The sequence below is a fragment of the Rathayibacter caricis DSM 15933 genome (assembly GCF_003044275.1).
Classification (GTDB): Bacteria; Actinomycetota; Actinomycetes; order Actinomycetales; family Microbacteriaceae; genus Rathayibacter; species Rathayibacter caricis.
The window spans coordinates 2,669,037-2,687,708 of the sequence record NZ_PZPL01000001.1 but is presented as its reverse complement, the minus strand read 5'-3'; the positions used below and the strand labels follow the sequence as shown (position 1 = coordinate 2,687,708).

The window sequence follows — 18,672 nt, the reverse complement described above, 5'->3', positions numbered from 1 at the left end:
CCGTCGATCATAGGTCGGAGCTCGGACGTCCGACGCGGGAGAAGGCGCCGAGCGCGGAGCGCGGGAGCACCGCGGCGAATGCGCGGCGCGGAGCGCCCGCCGCGATCCGCAGCGCCCGCACCACCCGCGCACCGGCGGCCCAGCCCGCCGCCTCCGAGGCGGCTACAGGGGCGTAGCGCGCCCGCTCGACCGTGTCGCGGAGGAGCGACAGGTCGTTCCGCGCGGCGGCGTCCTCGCCGAGGGCGTCGCGCAGCAGCGCCTCCTGCGCACGCGGGGAGTCGGTCTCCTCGACCGGCACGCCGAGATCCCTGGCGCTCGCCAGCACCTCCGCCCAGGCGGCCTCCGCGGATCCCCCGTCGGCCGCACGCCGCCGGAGCGAGCGCTGAACGGTGCGGAGGAGCCACGGGACCAGCAGGAGGAGCAGCAGGAGCACCCACGCGGTGACGACGGGCGCCGTCGCCGCCGTCGAGGAGCCGACCGCACCGGGGGTCGCCGTGGCGGAGGACACGGTCGGCGTCGGGGTCGCCTCGGCCTCCTCGGACTGCTCGGGAGCGGCACCGGCCGACGCCCCGGGCGTCGCGCCGGTCGAGGACGTCGCGCTGGGCAGCGTGTACGACGCCGGAGCGCCCCGGCTCGGAGTGGGCTCGAAGGGCAGCCAGCCGACGCCCTCGAAGAACAGCTCGGGCCAGGCGTGCAGATCGGAGGAGAGCAGGCGGTAGTCCGTCAGGTCGCTGCCGGAGGAGGGCACCACGGATCCCGGCTGGTAGCCGATCGCCAGGCGGGACGGGATCCCGAGCTCGCGCGCCATGACCGCCATCGCCGAGGCGAAGTGCACGCAGTAGCCCTCGCGCACCTCGAGGAACGCCTCGAGGACGCCCACGCCGTCGCCGTCGTAGCCCTCCTCGGCCGGGGTGTCCTCGGAGTAGGTGAACTCGGAGGAGCGGAAGAACGACTGCAGCGCGCGCGCCCGGTCGTACGCGTTCCCCGCCTCGGCCGTGACTTCAGCCGCGGTGGTGCCCACCACGTCGGGCACGTCGGCCGGGAGAGCCAGGTAGCGCTCGAGGGCGTCGCCCGACGCCGGTGCGGCGAGCAGCTGCTGCGGGTCGGGCGCGAGGCGCAGCGCCTCGACCCGGTACTCGTCGCCGGCCCGGGTGGTCGCGTCGCCGCGGATCGAGCCGTCCTGCACGTCCTGCAGCCAGCCGTCCCCGACGCCCTCGAGGGAGGAGACCGGGTAGGGCACCGGCAGCCACTGGCTGCGGAGGGTCTCGACCTCGACCTCGACCTGCTCGGTCTCGCGCGGCACGCTCTCGGCGAGGCCTTCGGGAGCGATCGGCTCCTCGACCGGGGCCGTCGCCTCCGTGCCGCTCGGCGCCCAGTTCTCGCCGTCGAAGTCCGAGACCGTGAGCACGCGGAGGTACACGGGCAGATCGGAGTCGGTGGAGTAGCGCAGCACCGTCACCGGGTTGGGCCGGCGCAGGTCGTCGCCCAGCGCCACGACGGGATCGATCGACCCGTTGAACAGGGTGCCCGAGACCCCGGAGGAGGACGGCGTGCGGACGTAGCCGGATGCGGAGCCCGCGAGCAGCCCCGCGGAGACGACGACCACTCCGACGACCGCGACCGACGGCAGGGCGGAGGCGGCGGACAGCCGGCGGGCGGGAGCCCGGCGCTCGGGACGCGATCCCGCGGCGAGCACCCCGGCGTAGGCCAGCGCGGTCAGCACGAGACTCGGCCAGGACACCTCGGAGGGGTCGATGATCGCCGGCACCGCGAGCAGCGCGAGGAGGAACAGCCCGGTCAGCGCGGGCAGCCGCACCGAGAAGGCGAAGAGGTCGGCGGCCCAGGCGAGGACGACGACGCCGCCCACCAGGAGGAACGCGATGCCGCTGTCGGCGGTGGCGGGCAGGCCCTGCTGGGCGATCGAGGTGAATCCGGCCTGCGCGAGGGTCTGCGCGTCGGCGATCGCCGCCGGGGTCGGCAGCAGGAAGAACAGTGCGCGCGCCGGCACGAACATCGCGGTGAGGACGACGACCGCCGTGAGCGTGCCGAGCACGGGCGGCACGACGGGGTGCGCGCGGAGAGCCCGCGCACCCGCGGGCACCGCGAGCACGACTCCGACGGCGAGGGCCAGCTGGACGAGCCAGCCGACGCCCTCGAGCAGTCGGCCCGTGCCCGACGCCGCCGAGACGAGGGCGAGCCAGAGCAGGAGCGAGAGCAGGGCGGAGCCGGCCCGCGGGTCGCGATCGGTGCGCCGGCTCATGCGATCGCCCTCAGCGCGAGGGCCTCGGACCAGGCCTCCTCGATGCTCGTGCGCGCGGTCGCGGCGACCGGGTACCACCCCAGCGAGGAGAGCGCGGCCTCCTCCTCCGCGGTCCCCTCGACGAGGAACGCGATGGCGGGCCGGGCGTGCGAGGCGAGCGACGAGAGCGCGTCCAGGTCCTCCTCGCGGAGGCGGGTGAGCACGGCGAAGACCGGACGCACTCCCCCGGCCTCGCGCATCTCGCCGGCGATCCGCGCGGCGGCGTCGGCCGACTCCTCGGACGGCACGAGCTCCGCGAGCCGGAGCAGGACGTCGTGCGCGACCTCGCGCTCGTCCTCCGAGTGCTGCACGTCGGGCCCCGCGCCGGTCTCGACGAGGTGGGTCTCGAATCCGCGGTCGAGCAGGTGGACGGCCAGCGAGGCGGTCATCGAGACCGCCCACTCGAGCCGGTCGCCGTCGCCGCGCGCTCGACGGCCGTCACCGGCGGGCCGGTCCAGGACGCGGCTCGCCCGCGACTCGAGCAGGATCCACGCGTGCGGATCGGTGTTCTGCTCGTCCTGGCGCACCATCAGCTCGCCCGAGCGCGCGCTCGCCCGCCAGTGCACCCGGCGCATCGCGTCGCCGGGCCGGTAGTCGCGCGGGATGACGTCGTCGGTGCCCGATCCTGCTGTCGCGTGCGCGACCGGGCTCGATCCGCCGGCGCCGAACGCGTCGAGCACGTCGCTCTCGAGCGGCACGGCGCGCGGAGTGACGACGAACGGCTGCGCCGAGCCGACGATGCTCTCGCGCAGAGCCAGCCCGAGGGCCTCGCTGCGCACGATCCGCAGGGGGCCCAGGCGGTGGATCCCGCGTCGTCCCGCGGGCAGGCGGTACCGGGCGCGGACGCGGCTCGACCGCTGTCCTGCACGCGCCACGGGAGGCAGTCCGAACCCGCCGCTCGCGACGGAGCGGCCGGAGTCGTCGCCGCGGTCCCTCCGCGTCAGCCGGTCCTCGGCGCGGGCCGAGCGCAGCGGCCCGCCGCGGTTCTCGAGCACCACGTCGACGTCCACGACATCGCCGACCGCCACGACGCGCGGCTCGAAGCGCCGCTGCACCTGCACGACCGGCGTCGAGACCGCGAGCGACACGACGGCCCCGAAGGGCAGTCCGAGGAGCACGAGCCCCATGAACAGCAGCTCGCGGAAGTCCACCAGCGGCGCGGCCACGATCGCCGCCGTGCCGAGCACGACGAAGGCCCAGCCGCGCAGCGTGAGCGCGACCCCGCCCAGCGCGGGGAGGGAGCCGATGCGCGGAGAGGGCCCGTCGAGGCCGCGGCGCTCAGTCGCCACGGCCGCTGAAGGGCACGGGCGTCGACGCCAGGATCCGCTGCACGATCTCGGTCACCGAGTGCGAGGCACCCGAACCGGAGCGTCCCGGCAGACGGGTCGCGGGGAGCAGGCGGTGTCCGAGAACGGGCACCGCGAGCGCGTCGATGTCGTCCGGCACGACGAAGTCGCGGTCGTTGATCGCGGCGAGCGACTTCGCCGCGGCGATGAGCTGCAGCGTCGCGCGGGGACTCCCGCCCAGGCGCAGCTCCGGATCGATGCGCGTCGCCTGCATGATCGCGACGACGTACTCCTGCACGGGGGGCGCGACGTAGACCGACTGCACGTAGTCGATCATCCGCTCGAGCTCGTCGCGCGTGACGACGGGCCGCAGAGCGTCGAGCGGGCTGGCCGCGTCTCGGGTGCGGATCATCTCGAGCTCGGCGCGCTCGTCGGGGTAGCCGAGCGAGAGCCGGGCCATGAAGCGGTCGCGCTGCGCCTCGGGGAGGCTGTAGGTCCCCTCCATCTCGACGGGGTTCTGCGTCGCCACGACCGCGAAGGGGCGAGGGAGGAGGTGCGTGATGCCGTCGACCGACACCTGGCGCTCCTCCATGCACTCGAGCAGGGCCGACTGCGTCTTGGGCGAGGCGCGGTTGATCTCGTCGCCGATGAGGATGTTCGCGAAGACCGGGCCGGGCTTGAACTCGAAGTCCCGGGTCGCCTGGTTGTACACCGAGACGCCGGTGACGTCGGAGGGCAGCAGGTCCGGGGTGAACTGGATGCGGGCGACGCTGCCGCCGACCGAGGCGGCGAGAGACTTCGCGAGGACGGTCTTGCCGGTGCCCGGCACGTCCTCCATCAGCAGATGGCCGCCGGCGAGGAAGACGGTCAGCGCCATCGAGACCTCGTCGTCCTTGCCGTCGATCACGCTGGTCAGATTGCGGAGGATCGCACCGCAGTGGGCGGTGAACTCCTCGCGGGACATCGGCGCCCGAGCCCCGCTCGGGCCCGCGGGGCCGCCGACAGGGGCGAGGGTGTCATCCAGGGACGTCATGATCATCGATTCTCTCAGTCTCGAACCGGTAACGGGCGGTCGGATCGGGCGGTCTCCCAGCTGCGGGCGCCCCCGTATCCTCGGACGGTGACCAGGATCATCTCCGGCTACGCCGGGTCGCTCACCCTCAAGGTCCCGCGCGCCGGCACCCGTCCCACCAGCGATCGTGTCCGCGAGGCCGTCTTCTCGGCACTCGAGGCGCGCGACGCCCTCGACGAGGCGACGGTCCTCGACCTCTACGCCGGATCCGGAGCACTCGGGCTCGAGGCCGCCAGCCGCGGAGCCGCCTACGTGGTGCTCGTGGAGCGCGATCCCTCCGCCGCCCGGACGATCGATGCGAACGCCCGGGCCGTCGTCTCGGCGGCTGCGGCCGGACGGCTGCCGCGCCCGCGGATCGAGGTGGTCACCTCGTCCGTCCGCTCGTTCCTCGACCGCGCCGCAGGATTGCTCGCCGACACGGTGCTCCTGGACCCGCCCTACGACGTCACCGAGGAGGAGCTCGCGGCCGATCTGGCGGGAGTGCTGCCGCTGCTGCACGAGCACGCCGTCGTGGTCGTCGAGCGGAGCTCCCGCAGCCCGGAGCCGACGTGGCCCGCCGGACTCGAGCGCGAGCGCCGCAAGGACTACGGGGACACCACGATCTGGTGGGCCTCCCGCTCCGAGGCCGACTAGCGGGTCACCCCGCGGCGCCGTCCCAGCCGAGGTAGGGGTCCCATCCGCCGCGGTCCTCGAGAGCCGCTCCGCCGAGCCGGACCTCGGGAGCGCCCTCGCGGACCCGCCCGAGCACGGTGAAGCCGACGGGGAGCGCGACGCCCTCCGGGAAGCAGGCGAGCATCGCGTGGTCCTCGCCGCCGCCCAGCACGAGCGAGCGAGCGAGCGCCCCATCGATCCCGTCGACGTCGGTCAGCGGTGCCGCATGCGCGTCGACCGCCGCCGGATCGAGGTCGAGGACCACTCCGCTCGCACGCGCCATCCGCCGCGCGTCGAGGACGACGCCGTCGGAGACGTCCATCATCGCGCTGGCGGAGCGGCCGGCGGCGATCCCCGCCGCGATCGGCGAGGTCGGCCGCAGCTGCGCGTCGAGGACCGCCGGCAGCCGCTCCCGGAGCCGCGCCGCGCGTCGCACGGACGGCACTCCGTCCTCCTGCGCCCGCTCGAAGAGCAGCCGCAGTCCGAGGCCCGCCGCGCCCAGGTTCCCCGCCACGGCCAGCACGTCACCCGGACGGGCTCCGCTCCGCAGCACGGGCGCACGGTCGTCGAGCGAGCCGAACGCGGTGATCGAGAGGGTGAGGGTCGCCGAGGCCGAGAGGTCTCCCCCGACCACCCCGCAGCCCGGAGCCATCGCCGCGCACCCCGCGGCCAGACCGTCGGCGATCCCCTCCAGCACGTCGACGCCGAGCTCCTGCGGCGCGGCGATCGCGACCACCAGCGCCGTCGGGCGGGCGCCCATCGCCGCGACGTCCGAGAGGTTGGACGCCGCCGCCTTCCAGCCGAGGTCGAACGGAGTGGACCACGCGAGCCGGAAGTCCGGGCCGTGCACCATCATGTCCGTGGTGACGACGAAGCGGCCGTCGGGAGCACGCACCACGGCGCAGTCGTCGCCGGGCCCGACCAGCGTCTCGGCACCCGAGGATCCGGCGGACAGCCGGGCGAGCACCCGGGCCAGGACCTCGCTCTCGCTCAGCTCGGCCAGCGACGGGGCGGCCGGCGGGGAGGCGGGGTCGGCCGCGGTGGAGCTCTGATCCGGTGCCATGGTTGACACGCTAGCCTGGCTCGCGATGTCCCCCCGCCGCCTCGCCTGCCCCCTCGCCGCCCTGTCCTCCGTGCTCCTGCTCAGCGGCTGCTCCGCCCCGGTCGCACTCGAACCGGCCGCGGACGCGACGAGCACCGAGTGCGCCGAGGTCTCGGTCCGACTGCCGGATGTTGTGGCGGGCCAGCCCGAGCGCGAGACGAACGCGCAGGGCACGGGCGCCTGGGGCACCCCGGCCGCGGTCATCCTGCACTGCGGAGTCGAGGTGCCCGGCCCCACGACCGACCTCTGCGTCTCGGTCAGCGGGGTCGACTGGATCATCGACGAGTCGCAGGCGGCCGACGACGTGTACACGCTGACGACGTACGGGCGCGATCCGGCCGTCGAGATCACCGTCGACCAGAGCCGCGCCTCCGGCACCTCGGCCGTCGTCGACCTGGCCGAATCGGTGTCCTACCTGCCGAAGGTCGGCGAGTGCACGAACGTGTCCGAGACCGACACCCTCGACACGACCGGGACGCCCGAGGGCTGAGCTCAGCGGCCGAGCGCCGTCCGCACCATCCGCAGTGCCTCGTCCGGAGCGACGCCGAGCCCGCGCATCCGCTCGGCGAACGCGACCGCCGCGAGCTGCGCCTCGTGGCCCACACCCTCCGCTCCGCGCGCGACGACGGTGCCGGAGCGACCGCGCGTCTCGACGACACCGGCAGCCTCGAGCTCCTTGTAGGCGCGCGCGACCGTCCCCGCGGCGATGCCCAGCGTCTCTGCCAGGGCGCGCACCGGCGGGAGCCGCGTGCCGACGATCAGCGCGCCGTCGGCGACCTGCGCGGTGATCTGCTCCCGGATCTGCTCGAAGGGAGCGGTCGGTCCCGCCTCGAGGCGGAGCCCCAGGGCCGGATCCGTCACGCCACCGCGACCGGGCGGCGCTCGAGGGCCAGCTCGATCAGCTCCGTGATGAGGTCGGGGTACTCGACCCCGCTCGCCCCCCACATCCGCGGGAACATCGAGATCGGCGTGAATCCGGGCATCGTGTTGATCTCGTTCACCACGAAGCCGTCGGCGGTGAGGAAGAAGTCGACGCGGGCCAGTCCTTCTGCCCCGATCGCCTCGAACCCGCGCACCGCCAGCTCGCGCATCTCGGCGAGCTCGTCGGCGGTGAGGTCGGCGGGGCAGACCAGGTCGATGCCTGCCGCCCCGAGGTACTTGGCCTCGAAGTCGTAGAAGCCGCGGCCCGAGATCACGATCTCGCCGGCGACGGAGGAGCGCGGCAGCTCCCCGCGACGACCGCCGAGCACGCCGATCTCGACCTCGCGGCCCACGATCGCCGATTCGACGAGCACGCGGGAGTCGTGCGAGAACGCCTCGTCGAGAGCCGCAGCGAGGTCCGCTCGGTCGTCGACCCGACTCACTCCGACGCTGGAGCCGGCTCGCGCCGGCTTCACGAAGGCGGGCAACCCGAGCTCGTCGAGCGCCGCCTCGGCGTCGCCGGGGGCCGCGCGCCACTCCGCCTCGGTCACCGTGTACCAGGGCGCGACCTCGATGCCGGCCGCGCGCAGCACCGTCTTGGTGAAGTGCTTGTCCATGCCGAGCGCCGAGGCGAGCACGCCCGAGCCGACGTAGGGCAGGCCCACGAGCTCGAGGAGCCCCTGGATCGTGCCGTCCTCGCCCCACGGCCCGTGCAGGATCGGGAACACGACGTCGACGTCCCCGAGCGACTCGGTCGAGCCGTCGGGTCGCGTGACGCCCAGCTCGCGCGAGAGCGCCGACTCCGGCCAGCGCACGCGGCTCCCGTCGTCGTGCACGCGGGGCAGGGCCGCCGCGTCGAGCGCGAACTTCTCGGGACGGTCCTCCTCGAGCACGAACGCGCCGTCGACGGTGATCCCGACCGGGATCACCTCGAAGCGGTCACGGTCGATCGCCCTCAGGACCCCTGCCGCCGTGGCGCAGCTGATCGAGTGCTCGCTGGAGCGCCCCCCGAACAGAACGGCGACGCGGAGCTTGCTGGTCATCGAGGTTCCTCTCACCCTGTGGCTCGTCCGAATCCGTGGTCAGGTGCGGCGCGATGTCCTTCGGGTCGAGCGTACCGGCGAGCACCTGCGACACCTGCTGGACGATGGGCATGTCGACTCCGCGCGCACGGGCGAGCTCCAGGACGGGCGCCACGGACGCGAGTCCCTCCGCCGTCTGCTGCATCGACTTCACCACGTCGGTGAAGCTGTAGCCCTGCCCGAGCAGCCGCCCGGCGGTGTTGTTGCGCGAGAGCGACGAGCTCGAGGTGGCGATGAGGTCGCCCAGCCCCGCGAGACCGGACATCGTCTCGGGCCGGCCCCCGTAGGCGACCGCGAAGTCGGTCATCTCGGCGAGGCCGCGCGTGATGATCGACGCCTTCGTGTTCTCGCCGTAGCCGACCCCGTCGACGATGCCGATGGCCACCGCGATCAGGTTCTTCAGCACCCCGCCGAACTCCGTGCCGATCACGTCGGTGTTCACGTAGGAGCGGAAGTAGCGGTTGGTGGCGGCGAGGGCCACCTCCTGAGCGGTGACGAGGCTCTCGGAGGCGATGACCGCCGCTGTCGGCTGCTCCTTCGCGATCTCGAGAGCGAGGTTGGGCCCGGAGGCGACCGCGATGCGGCTCGGATCGATCGGCAGCATCTGCGCGATCACCTCGCTCATCCGCAGTCCCGTGCTCTTCTCCACGCCCTTCATCAGGCTGATCAGCACCGTGCGCTCGGTGAGGAACGGAGTGATCGCCTCGAGGTTGCCGCGCAGCGACTGCGACGGGATCGAGAGGTAGACGTGGTCGGCGCCCTCGAGCGCCTCCTCGATGCGCGGTGTCGCGCGGATGTTGCGCGGCAGGTTGATGCCGGGCAGGTAGTCGCTGTTGCGCTTGGCCTCGGTGATCTCGCGGGCGAGCTCGCTCCGGCGCGCCCACATCACGACGTCCGATCCTCCGTCCGCCAGGATCTTGGCGAACGTGGTCCCCCAGCTCCCCGCCCCCAGAACCGCGACACGGCGTGGGACGGGGATCGGAGCGGATCTCCTACTGCTCGGACTCAAAGCGTCCCGTCCCCTTCTGGTTGTGCTCGGACGGGTTCCACCGGGTGGCCGGCGCGGTCTCGCCGCGCAGCTCCTCGAGCAATGCGGTGATCGCGGCCATGACGACCGCCGACGCCTCGTTCAGCGTGACGGCGTCGAGGCTGCGCCCGCGGAACGCCGACAGGTCGACGGGATCGCCGATCAGGATGTCGACGCGCTTGCGCCGGAAGAGCGTGAGCTTCTTGGAGTAGCGGCCCATCAGCTGCTGCGTGCCCCAGTGCGCCGCGGGGATCACGGGCAGGTCGTACTGCAGCGCCATGCGCACCGCCCCGGTCTTGCCGCGCATCGGCCAGAGCTCGGGGTCACGGGTGAGCGAGCCCTCGGGGTAGATGATCACCGAGCGCTGCTCGTCGACGAGCGCCTTCGCCGCCTTGAGCGGCTCGTTCCCGCGGACGGTCCCGGCGCGCTCGACCGGGATCTGCCCCGACGCCCGCAGGAGCGCCCCGAGGACGGGGACCTTGAACAGCGACGCCTTCGCGAGGAACCGCGGCGCGCGCCCCAGCTTCCAGAGCGTCCACCCGGTGATGATCGGGTCGATCTCGCTGTAGTGATTCGGCGCGAAGACGAAGGCGCCGGTGCTCGGGACCTTGTGGCCGTCGCGGACGCGGAGGTCGACGGAGGCGGTCATCGCGGGGATCACCGCGGCCGCGAGGAACCAGAAGACGGACGGACGGCTGCGTTCAGACACCCGCCCATCCTGCCATCGACCCTCGTCGACGCGGCCCGCCCACGCCCGCCGCGCGACGATCGCACGACCCGACCGACCCTGCCCGTTACCGTGTGCGGGTGACTCCTGTCCCGGCCGATTCCCGCGACCCTCTCGCCGGTGTGCTCACGGACCCGACGCTGCTCACGGTCGCCGCCTTCGCGCTGCTCGGGCTGCTCCTCGTCGCGGTCGTCGTGACCGCCCGCCTCCTGGCCGCACCGCGGGCTGTCGTCACCGCGAGCGACGAGGGCGGTGTCGTCGTCCGCGGAGGCCCGGACCTCGCGCGTCTGCTCCGCTTCGTGGATCCCTTCCTGCCGCGCACCAGCCTGCGGCCCTACGTCGTCCTCGTCCCCACGACGGAGGTGCTCACCGTGATCGCGGGCGAGGACCGCGCCGAGCTGCTGTGGGACGAGATCCGACGCGTCGAACGCCGGAAGGCCGGCCTCGGCGCCCGGAGCGAGATCGTCGTCGAGTTCGCCCGCAGTGGTCGTCCGAGACTGGCGGTCCTCCGACTCGTCGAGGAGCCCGGTGCGCTGGGGCTGCGTCGGGCACCGGAGGAGAGCGTCGATCGGTTCGAGCGACGACTTCTCCTGCACTCCGCCGCGGCATCGCACAGGCCCGACTGGGGCAGCCGCCCCTCCTGAGCGCCCGCTACCGCGCGTCGCGGTACCGCCACATCGTCAGCGTCCCGAACACCGCGACGAGCCCCGCCGCCCACACGAGCGTCAGCACGAGCTCCGCACCAGGGTCCGCTCCCGCCATCAGCGCCCGCACGGCGGTGACCAGGTGCGAGACCGGATTGACCTCGACGAAGGACTGCAGCCAGCCCGGCATCGTGGCGGGGTCGACGAAGATGTTGCTGCCGAAGGTGATCGGCGTGATGACGAGCATGCTCACGCCCATCACCGAGCCGGAGGTGCGCAGCACCAGGCTGAGGAACGTCCAGATCCAGCCGAGCGCGAACGCGAAGACGAGCAGCAGGAGCACCCCGAGCACGACGCCGACCACTCCTCCGCCCGGTCGGAAGCCCAGCAGGAGGCCGAGGCAGACGGTGATCACCGCCGAGATGGTGAAGCGCACCGCGTCGCCGAGCAGCATGCCGACGAGCGCGGAGGGACGCCAGATCGGCAGCGACCGGAAGCGGTCGAAGACCCCGCGATCCAGATCGGTCCGCAGCGTCGTGCCCGTGTACATCGTGATCATGATCACGCCCTGCACCAGGATCCCGGGCAGCAGGAACTGGATGTAGTCGACCGTGCTGCCGGCCAGCGCCCCGCCGAAGAGGAAGGTGAAGAGCAGCGTGAACATGATCGGGAACACCGTCACGTCGAACAGCTGCTCCGGCACGTGCTTGATCTTCAGCAGCGCGCGCCAGCCGAACGTGAGGGACGTCGAGAGGGGCCCCGGCGGAGTCGGCCGCTCGCCCTGCACGAGGACGGCGACGAGAGCCTCGCGATCCGGTGCGGTCTCGCGGGCGGTGTCGAGACTCATGCGGCCACCTCCGTGCCCGTGGTCTGCGGCCTGCCGGTCAGCGCGAGGAACACCTCGTCGAGGGAGGGCTGGCCGAGCGAGAACTGGGCGAGCTCGATGCCGGCGCCCTCCAGCGCGGTCAGGGCGCGGGTGACGTCGCGGGCGGAGCCGTCCACTCGCGCCGCGAGGGCCGCCGGATCGGCCTCCTCCCGCACCTCGACTCCGAGCACCGCCTCGAGGAGCCGCCGCGCCTCTCCCCGGGACGCGGGATCGAGCACGCGGACGTGCAGCGACCCGGATCCGACCGACGCCTTCAGCTCCCCCGGCGTGCCCTCGGCGATCACCCGGCCGGTGTCGATGACGCTGATGCGGTCGGCGAGCCGGTCGGCCTCGTCGAGGTACTGGGTCGTCAGGAGCACCGTCGTGCCGCTCGCGACCATCGCCCGGACGATGTCCCACACCTCGTTGCGGCTGCGCGGGTCCAGCCCGGTCGTCGGCTCGTCGAGGAACAGCAGCTCGGGAGTGACCACGATGCTCGCCGCGATGTCGATCCGGCGCCGCATCCCGCCCGAGAACTTCTTCACCTGCCGGTCGGCCGCTTCGCCCAGGTGGAACGCGTCGAGCAGGTCGTCGGCCCGTCGCGACGCGCGCGAGCCGGTGTAGCCGAAGAGCCGCCCGATCAGCCGGAGGTTCTCGCGGCCGGTGAGGTCCTCGTCGACCGAGGCGAACTGACCCGTGAGGCTGACCTTCCGCCGCACCTCCTTCGCCTCGGTGACGACGTCGTGCCCCAGCACCAGTGCGCGTCCGGCGTCCGGCCGCAGGAGTGTCGCGAGGACGCGGATGGTCGTCGTCTTGCCGGCACCGTTCGGGCCGAGGAAGCCGTGCACCCCGCCGCGCGGGATCTCGAGATCGACGCCGTCGATCGCTCGGGTCGTGCCGAACGTCTTGACCAGCCCTTCAGTGGAGACGGCCGGATCGTCCATGGTCGCTCCTCGTCCGCGGCGGCTCCGGCGGACCCCTCCGCCTGAGAATGCGCACACCGTACGCCCAGGACGAGGAGCTCGGCAAGACCCCCGGGAACGACGGAGGAGCCCGACGATGCGGGCTCCTCCGGAGGGTCTGACGGGCGGTGCGGCTACGCGTCGAGCGAGAAGTCGGCGCCGAGCAGTTCGAGCTTCGTCAGGAAGTTCTCGTAGCCGCGGCTGATGATGCCCACGTTCGAGACCGTCGAGGTGCCCTCGGCCGAGAGCGCCGCGATCAGGTGCGAGAACCCACCGCGCAGATCCGGCACCACGATGTCCGCGCCGTGCAGCTTCGACGGACCGGAGATGACGGCCGAGTGCATGAAGTTGCGCTGGCCGAAGCGGCACGCCTGCCCGCCGAGGCACTCGCGGTGGATCTGGATGGTCGCACCCATCTCGACCAGGGCGTCGACGAAGCCGAAGCGCTGCTCGTAGACGGTCTCGTGGACGATCGACACGCCCTTCGCCTTGGTGAGCGCCACGACGAGCGGCTGCTGCCAGTCGGTCATGAAGCCGGGGTGCACGTCGGTCTCGATGATGACCGGCTTCAGCTCGCCACCGGGGTGGTAGAAGCGGATGCCGTCCTCGGCGATCTCGAACGCGCCGCCGACCTTGCGGAAGACGTTGAGGAAGGTCGTCATCTCCTGCTGGCGGGCGCCGCCGACGAAGATGTCGCCGTCGGTCGCGAGGGCCGCGGCCGCCCAGGAGGCGGCCTCGTTGCGGTCGAACAGGGCGCGGTGGGTGTAGCCCTCGAGGCGGTCCACGCCCTCGATGCGGATCACGCGGTCGGTGTCGACCGAGATGATGGCGCCCATCTTCTGCAGGATGTTGATGAGATCCATGATCTCGGGCTCGATGGCCGCACCCGACAGCTCGGTGATGCCCGAGGCGCGCACCGCGGTCAGCAGCACCTGCTCGGTGGCGCCGACGCTGGGGTAGGGCAGCGCGACCTTGGCGCCGTGCAGGCCCTCGGGGGCCGACATCCGGATGCCGGAGGGCAGCTTCTCGACGATGGCGCCGAAGTTGCGCAGCACCTCGAGGTGGTAGTCGATCGGACGGTCGCCGATCCGGCAGCCGCCGAGGTCGGGGATGAACGCCTCGCCCAGGCGGTGCAGGAGCGGTCCGCAGAAGAGGATCGGGATGCGGCTGGAGCCGGCGTGCGCGTCGATGTCGGCGAAGTGCGCCGACTCGACGTTCGAGGGGTCGAGGATCAGCTCGCCCACCTCGGGGCCCTGCTGCACCTTCACTCCGTGCACCTCGAGGAGGCCCTTCACGACGCGGACGTCGCTGATGTCCGGGACGTCGCGCAGCGTCGAGGCGGTCTCGCCGAGCAGCGCCGCGACCATGGCCTTGGTGACGAGGTTCTTCGCGCCCTTCAGCTCGATGCGGCCCTTCAGCGGGCGACCGCCGTTGATCGTGATCCGCTCGGTCATCATCCCCACCCGCGCCCCGGACGCCTTCGCGTCCTGGAGGGCCTTCGCATCCTGAAGAAGTGTGTTCACGCTATTTCACCGGCAATGTCTTGGGCCGCCAGCTCTCGCGGCGGGTCTCGAATTCGGAGATGCGCGCTTCGTCGCGCAGAGTCAGACCGATGTCGTCCAACCCCTCGATCAGGCGCCAACGAGTGTAGTCGTCGACCTCGAAGGGGAAGGACTCGCCACCGGCGGTGACCGTACGCGCAACCAGATCGACGGTCAGTTCTATTCCCGGCTGCGCGTCGATGAGCTCCCAGAGGCGCTCGATCGCCTCCTCGGCGACCGCCGCGGCGAGCAGCCCCTGCTTGCCGGAGTTGCCCCGGAAGATGTCGCCGAAGCGGGAGGACAGGATGACGCGGAAGCCGAAGTCGCGCAGCGCCCAGACCGCGTGCTCGCGACTGGAGCCGGTGCCGAAGTCGGGACCCGCGACGAGGATCTGCGCCCCCTGGAACGCCGGCCGGTTGAGGACGAAGTCCTCCTCCTGGCGCCAGCCGTGGAACAGCGCGTCCTCGAAACCGGTCTTGGTGACGCGCTTGAGGAACACCGCCGGGATGATCTGGTCGGTGTCGACGTTGCTGCGCTTCAGCGGCGCGGCGATGCCGGTGACGGTCTCGAACTTGTCCATGATCAGGCCTCCACCAGTTCTCGAGCGGGCTCCAGATCGGAGGGACTGGAGAGGGTGCCGCGCACGGCGGTCGCGGCGGCGACGAGCGGGGACACGAGGTGCGTCCGTCCGCCCTTGCCCTGGCGGCCCTCGAAGTTGCGGTTCGACGTCGAGGCGCAGCGCTCCCCCGGGGCGAGCTGATCCGGGTTCATGCCCAGGCACATCGAGCAGCCGGCGAACCGCCACTCCGCGCCGAAGTCGGTGAACACGCGGTCCAGGCCCTCGGCCTCGGCCTCGATCCGCACGCGGGCGGAGCCGGGCACCACCATGACGCGCACGCCCGGCGCCTTGGTCCGGCCCTTGATGACGGAGGCGAAGGCGCGCAGGTCCTCGATGCGGGAGTTGGTGCAGGAGCCCATGAAGACCGCGTCCACCGGGATCTCCTTCATCGGGGTGCCGGCCTCCAGGTCCATGTACTCCAGCGCGCGACGGGCGTTGGAGCGCTCGTTCGGGTCGGCGATGGCCTCCGGGTCCGGGACGGACTGCGACAGCGACACTCCCTGGCCGGGGTTCGTGCCCCAGGTCACGAAGGGCTCGAGCGCGTCGGCGTCCAGCACGACCTCGGCGTCGTAGGAGGCGCCCTCGTCGCTGGGCAGCGTGCGCCAGTAGGCGACCGCGTCGTCCCAGTCCTGACCCGCGGGGGCGTGGGGGCGGCCCTTCAGATAGGCGAAGGTCGTCTCGTCGGGGGCGACCATGCCCGCGCGGGCGCCGGCCTCGATCGACATGTTGCAGATCGTCATCCGGCCCTCCATCGAGAGCGCGCGGATGGCGGAGCCGCGGTACTCGAGGACGTAGCCCTGACCGCCTCCGGTGCCGATCTTCGCGATGACGGCCAGGATGATGTCCTTCGCCGTCACCCCCTCCTTCAGCTCGCCCTCGACGGTGATCGCCATCGTCTTGAACGGCTTCAGCGGCAGGGTCTGCGTGGCCATGACGTGCTCGACCTCGCTGGTACCGATGCCGAACGCCATCGCGCCGAACGCGCCGTGCGTCGAGGTGTGCGAGTCGCCGCAGACGACGGTGATGCCGGGCATCGTCAGCCCGAGCTGCGGGCCGACGACGTGCACGATGCCCTGCTCGATGTCGCCGAGCGAGTGCAGGCGGACGCCGAACTCCTCGGCGTTGCGGCGCAGCGTATGGATCTGGGTGCGGCTCGTCAGATCGGCGATCGGCTTGTCGATGGCGAGGGTCGGGGTGTTGTGGTCCTCGGTCGCGATCGTCAGATCGGGGCGGCGCACGGGGCGGCCGGCCAGGCGGAGTCCGTCGAAGGCCTGCGGGCTGGTGACCTCGTGCACGAGGTGCAGGTCGATGTAGATGAGGTCGGGGGTGCCGTCCTCGCCCTTGGCGACGAGGTGGTCGTCCCAGACCTTCTCGGCGAGGGTGCGCGGTCGGGCGGTCCCGGACTCGATGGAGCTGTCGTTCATGACGGGTTTCTCTTCCTCAGGAATGGTGGTCAGCCCACGGGAGACACCGCGACGAGGGAGGCCTGTCAGATCGAGGTCTCGTCGCGGCGGAGAAGAAGGAGCCGGCCGGTCAGCACCCCCAGAGACTAGCACCGCGGCGGCTCCGCTCCCGGGGACGCCACGAGCCCGCTCCCGGCCGATCACGGCGGAGGATCCTCGCGGCTCAGCGCCGCTGCTCGAGGACCGCGTCGATCACGACCACGGTCACGTTGTCGCGCCCGCCCGCCTCGATCGCGGCGCGGACGAGGGCCGCGGCGAGGTCGGGAGCGCCGATCGCGCCCGCGTCCCGGCGCGCGAACAGAGCGGCGATCTCGGCGTCCGAGAGCTCCTTCGTCAGACCGTCGGAGCAGAGCAGGTAGCTCGAGCGCGGGAGGACCGGCAGGGTCCACACGTCCGTCTCGACCTCGTCGTCGGCGCCGAGCGCGCGGGTGACGATGTTGCGGTCCGGATGCGTCTCCGCGAGCTCCCGGGTGAGCAGGCCCGCCGAGACGAGCTCCTGCACGGCGGAGTGGTCGACGGTGAGCTGCTCGAGGTCGGACCCGTCCCAGCGGTACGCGCGGGAGTCGCCGACGTTGAACAGCGCCCAGCGCGCGGGCCCCGCCCCGTCGGGCCGCACCAGGGTGAGCCCGGTGAGGGTGGTCCCGCAGAGCGCTCCTCCGACGTCGAGCCCGCGGACCGCGGCGTTCGCGGCCTCGACGAGATCGAAGACGGCGTCCACCTGACCGATGACCGCGGGGGTGTTCGCCCGCAGGGCGTCGACGGCGGTGGCGCTGGCGAGGTCGCCGCGCGCGTGACCGCCCATGCCGTCCGCGACGGCCAGGAGCAGCTCGTCGGCCAGCAGCGCGTCCTCGTTGACGCGCCGCACGTTCCCCACGTCGGTGCTGCTGGTCACGCTCAGGTGAAGCACGCCCTGGGGCAGGTCGACGTCCAGGGGGGTCATCCGGCCGTCACCTCTCGTCGGAGGGACGCGTCGCGTCGGCGTCCGCGACGACCTCGGGGTGCCCGTCGTGCATCTCGATGTGCGCGTGCTCGCGCCGCATCTTGACGAGGCTCGCCAGCGTCGCGACCGCCATGCTCACGATGATCACGGCGAGGGACGTCCAGGTGTCGATGTCCCACACCGGCACGGGCTCGCCGCCGTTGATGAAGGGGAGCTCGTTCTCGTGCAGGGCGTGCAGCACGAGCTTCACGCCGATGAAGGCGAGGATGAACGCGATGCCGTACTTGAGGTACTCGAGCTTGTCGATCAGGCCGCCGAGCAGGAAGTAGAGCTGGCGCAGGCCCATCAGGGCGAAGATGTTCGCGGTGAAGACGATGAACGGGCTCTGCGTGATGCCGAAGATCGCGGGGATCGAGTCGAGCGCGAACAGCAGGTCCGTCGATCCGATCGCCAGGAACACGATCAGCATCGGCGTGAAGAACTTCTTGCCGTCGATGACGGTGCGGATCTTCGAGCCGTCGAAGCTGTCCGAGATGTTCACGCGGCGGCGGAGCAGGCGGATGAGCAGGTTGTCCGTGCCCTCGTCCTCGTCCTCCTTGCCGAAGGCCTGGTTGTAGGCCGTGTAGACGAGGAACGCGCCGAAGAGGTAGAAGATCCAGCTGAAGCTCTCGATCAGCTGCGCGCCGAGCAGGATGAAGATGCCGCGCAGGATCAGCGCGATGATGATGCCCACCATCAGCACCTCCTGCTGGTACTTCGGCGGTACCGCGAAGCGCCCCATGATGATGACGAACACGAAGAGGTTGTCGATCGAGAGGCTGTACTCGGTCAGCCAGCCCGCGAGGAACTGGCCCGCGTGCTCGCCGTCGCCCAGGATCAGCATCAGCAGGGCGAAGATCAGCGCGAGGCTGACGTAGAAGGCGACCCAGAGGCTCGACTCCTTCAGGCTCGGCACGTGCGGCCGCTTGTAGACGATCAGCAGGTCGGCGGCCAGGATCAGCGTCAGGCCGATGAAGGAGCCGACGACGAACCAGACGGGCAGATCGAGCATGGGGGCCTTTCAGGGGTGAAGAGGATGCGGCGGAGCGGGTCCGCAGGCGGACCACGCGGACGGGGTCCGGCGCTCGCTCCGCCCGGCGCGCGCGGTGCGGCGTGATCGGAGGGAGCGGGAAGGCCGGTTCGCTCCCCTTCGCGGTTGCGATCCTACCGTCGGCGGCGTACCGCGGAAGGAGGTCGGCCGGGGTTCCGCAGGCCCACGATCGTCGCCGGAACCGCTCGGCCCAGGTGCGGTGACGCGCTGTTAACGCAGAAGAACCCCCGGCCTGAGCCGGGGGTTCTCCTGGTGTTGCCGTGGTGACCCCAGCGGGATTTGAACCCGCGTTACCGCCGTGAGAGGGCGACGTCCTAGGCCGCTAAACGATGGGGCCGCGTTTTTGCAACTCGAAGAGTGTTGCACACGGATCCGCATCGA

Annotated in this window: 18 protein-coding genes and 1 tRNA gene; 3 read left to right on the top strand and 16 right to left on the bottom strand. The window is 72.0% G+C overall.

Going from position 1 to position 18,672, the window contains the following annotated elements:
- Positions 1–7: 7 nt before the first annotated feature.
- The 3 genes from C1I63_RS12450 to C1I63_RS12440 are packed head-to-tail and all read right to left on the bottom strand — an operon-like array spanning position 8 to position 4,549.
- Entirely contained in the window at positions 8–2,260 is a 2,253-nt protein-coding gene (locus C1I63_RS12450) for a transglutaminase TgpA family protein (RefSeq protein ID WP_107574991.1), read from the bottom strand.
- On the bottom strand, positions 2,257–3,588 hold the full coding sequence (locus tag C1I63_RS12445; protein WP_107574990.1) for a DUF58 domain-containing protein: 1,332 nt from the start codon (positions 3,586–3,588) through the stop codon (positions 2,257–2,259). The genes C1I63_RS12450 and C1I63_RS12445 overlap by 4 nt, the downstream gene beginning before the upstream one ends.
- On the bottom strand, positions 3,578–4,549 hold the full coding sequence (locus C1I63_RS12440) for an AAA family ATPase (protein WP_244907211.1): 972 nt from the start codon (positions 4,547–4,549) through the stop codon (positions 3,578–3,580). Before C1I63_RS12440 ends, C1I63_RS12445 begins: the two co-directional genes overlap by 11 nt.
- Positions 4,550–4,705: 156 nt before the next feature.
- Here C1I63_RS12440 and rsmD point away from each other — a divergent pair, with 156 nt between their 5' ends.
- Complete coding sequence (gene rsmD, locus C1I63_RS12435; RefSeq protein ID WP_055793007.1) at positions 4,706–5,290, top strand: 16S rRNA (guanine(966)-N(2))-methyltransferase RsmD; 585 nt, start codon at positions 4,706–4,708, stop codon at positions 5,288–5,290.
- A 4-nt stretch (positions 5,291–5,294) separates the two neighbouring features.
- On the opposite strand, the gene thiL is transcribed toward rsmD, so the two are convergent.
- Positions 5,295–6,371: a thiamine-phosphate kinase gene (thiL, locus tag C1I63_RS12430; protein WP_107574988.1), complete on the bottom strand. Its 1,077-nt coding sequence runs from the start codon at positions 6,369–6,371 to the stop codon at positions 5,295–5,297.
- Between thiL and C1I63_RS12425 the strand changes: the two genes are divergently transcribed.
- On the top strand, positions 6,370–6,900 hold the full coding sequence (locus tag C1I63_RS12425; protein WP_244907059.1) for a DUF3515 domain-containing protein: 531 nt from the start codon (positions 6,370–6,372) through the stop codon (positions 6,898–6,900). The genes thiL and C1I63_RS12425 overlap by 2 nt on opposite strands.
- Before the next feature lie 2 nt (positions 6,901–6,902).
- Here C1I63_RS12425 and C1I63_RS12420 read toward each other — a convergent pair whose 3' ends face one another.
- Genes C1I63_RS12420 through C1I63_RS12405 form a run of 4 tightly spaced genes read right to left on the bottom strand, consistent with a single transcriptional unit; the run spans position 6,903 to position 10,089 of the window.
- The gene (locus tag C1I63_RS12420) at positions 6,903–7,271 is read right to left on the bottom strand and encodes a GntR family transcriptional regulator (protein WP_211315622.1); all 369 of its coding nucleotides are present in this window, start codon (positions 7,269–7,271) and stop codon (positions 6,903–6,905) included.
- Positions 7,268–8,374: a D-alanine--D-alanine ligase family protein gene (locus C1I63_RS12415; RefSeq protein ID WP_107574987.1), complete on the bottom strand. Its 1,107-nt coding sequence runs from the start codon at positions 8,372–8,374 to the stop codon at positions 7,268–7,270. Before C1I63_RS12415 ends, C1I63_RS12420 begins: the two co-directional genes overlap by 4 nt.
- Positions 8,271–9,422: an NAD(P)H-dependent glycerol-3-phosphate dehydrogenase gene (locus C1I63_RS12410; RefSeq protein WP_055793017.1), complete on the bottom strand. Its 1,152-nt coding sequence runs from the start codon at positions 9,420–9,422 to the stop codon at positions 8,271–8,273. Before C1I63_RS12410 ends, C1I63_RS12415 begins: the two co-directional genes overlap by 104 nt.
- The gene (locus C1I63_RS12405) at positions 9,406–10,089 is read right to left on the bottom strand and encodes a lysophospholipid acyltransferase family protein (RefSeq protein WP_082481546.1); all 684 of its coding nucleotides are present in this window, start codon (positions 10,087–10,089) and stop codon (positions 9,406–9,408) included. Before C1I63_RS12405 ends, C1I63_RS12410 begins: the two co-directional genes overlap by 17 nt.
- A 158-nt stretch (positions 10,090–10,247) precedes the next feature.
- Between C1I63_RS12405 and C1I63_RS12400 the strand changes: the two genes are divergently transcribed.
- Positions 10,248–10,811: a hypothetical protein gene (locus C1I63_RS12400; protein ID WP_146168461.1), complete on the top strand. Its 564-nt coding sequence runs from the start codon at positions 10,248–10,250 to the stop codon at positions 10,809–10,811.
- A gap of 7 nt (positions 10,812–10,818) precedes the next feature.
- On the opposite strand, the gene C1I63_RS12395 is transcribed toward C1I63_RS12400, so the two are convergent.
- From C1I63_RS12395 to C1I63_RS12360, 8 genes are all read right to left on the bottom strand, one after another.
- On the bottom strand, positions 10,819–11,658 hold the full coding sequence (locus C1I63_RS12395) for an ABC transporter permease (protein ID WP_107574985.1): 840 nt from the start codon (positions 11,656–11,658) through the stop codon (positions 10,819–10,821).
- Positions 11,655–12,620: an ATP-binding cassette domain-containing protein gene (locus C1I63_RS12390; RefSeq protein WP_107574984.1), complete on the bottom strand. Its 966-nt coding sequence runs from the start codon at positions 12,618–12,620 to the stop codon at positions 11,655–11,657. Before C1I63_RS12390 ends, C1I63_RS12395 begins: the two co-directional genes overlap by 4 nt.
- A 152-nt stretch (positions 12,621–12,772) precedes the next feature.
- Positions 12,773–14,092, bottom strand: a complete 1,320-nt coding sequence (murA, locus tag C1I63_RS12385) for a UDP-N-acetylglucosamine 1-carboxyvinyltransferase (RefSeq protein ID WP_170116425.1) — start codon at positions 14,090–14,092, stop codon at positions 12,773–12,775.
- 70 nt (positions 14,093–14,162) lie between these two features.
- Complete coding sequence (leuD, locus tag C1I63_RS12380; protein WP_056866889.1) at positions 14,163–14,759, bottom strand: 3-isopropylmalate dehydratase small subunit; 597 nt, start codon at positions 14,757–14,759, stop codon at positions 14,163–14,165.
- Positions 14,760–14,761: 2 nt separating this feature from the next.
- Positions 14,762–16,222, bottom strand: a complete 1,461-nt coding sequence (leuC, locus tag C1I63_RS12375; protein WP_107574983.1) for a 3-isopropylmalate dehydratase large subunit — start codon at positions 16,220–16,222, stop codon at positions 14,762–14,764.
- A 202-nt stretch (positions 16,223–16,424) separates the two neighbouring features.
- Positions 16,425–17,201 (bottom strand): PP2C family protein-serine/threonine phosphatase, encoded by a 777-nt coding sequence (locus C1I63_RS12370; protein ID WP_055793041.1) that lies wholly within the window; start codon positions 17,199–17,201, stop codon positions 16,425–16,427.
- A 7-nt stretch (positions 17,202–17,208) separates the two neighbouring features.
- Positions 17,209–18,252 (bottom strand): TerC family protein, encoded by a 1,044-nt coding sequence (locus C1I63_RS12365; protein WP_107574982.1) that lies wholly within the window; start codon positions 18,250–18,252, stop codon positions 17,209–17,211.
- 300 nt (positions 18,253–18,552) lie between these two features.
- Positions 18,553–18,628, bottom strand: a tRNA-Glu gene (locus C1I63_RS12360).
- Between the last annotated feature and the right edge of the window lie 44 nt (positions 18,629–18,672).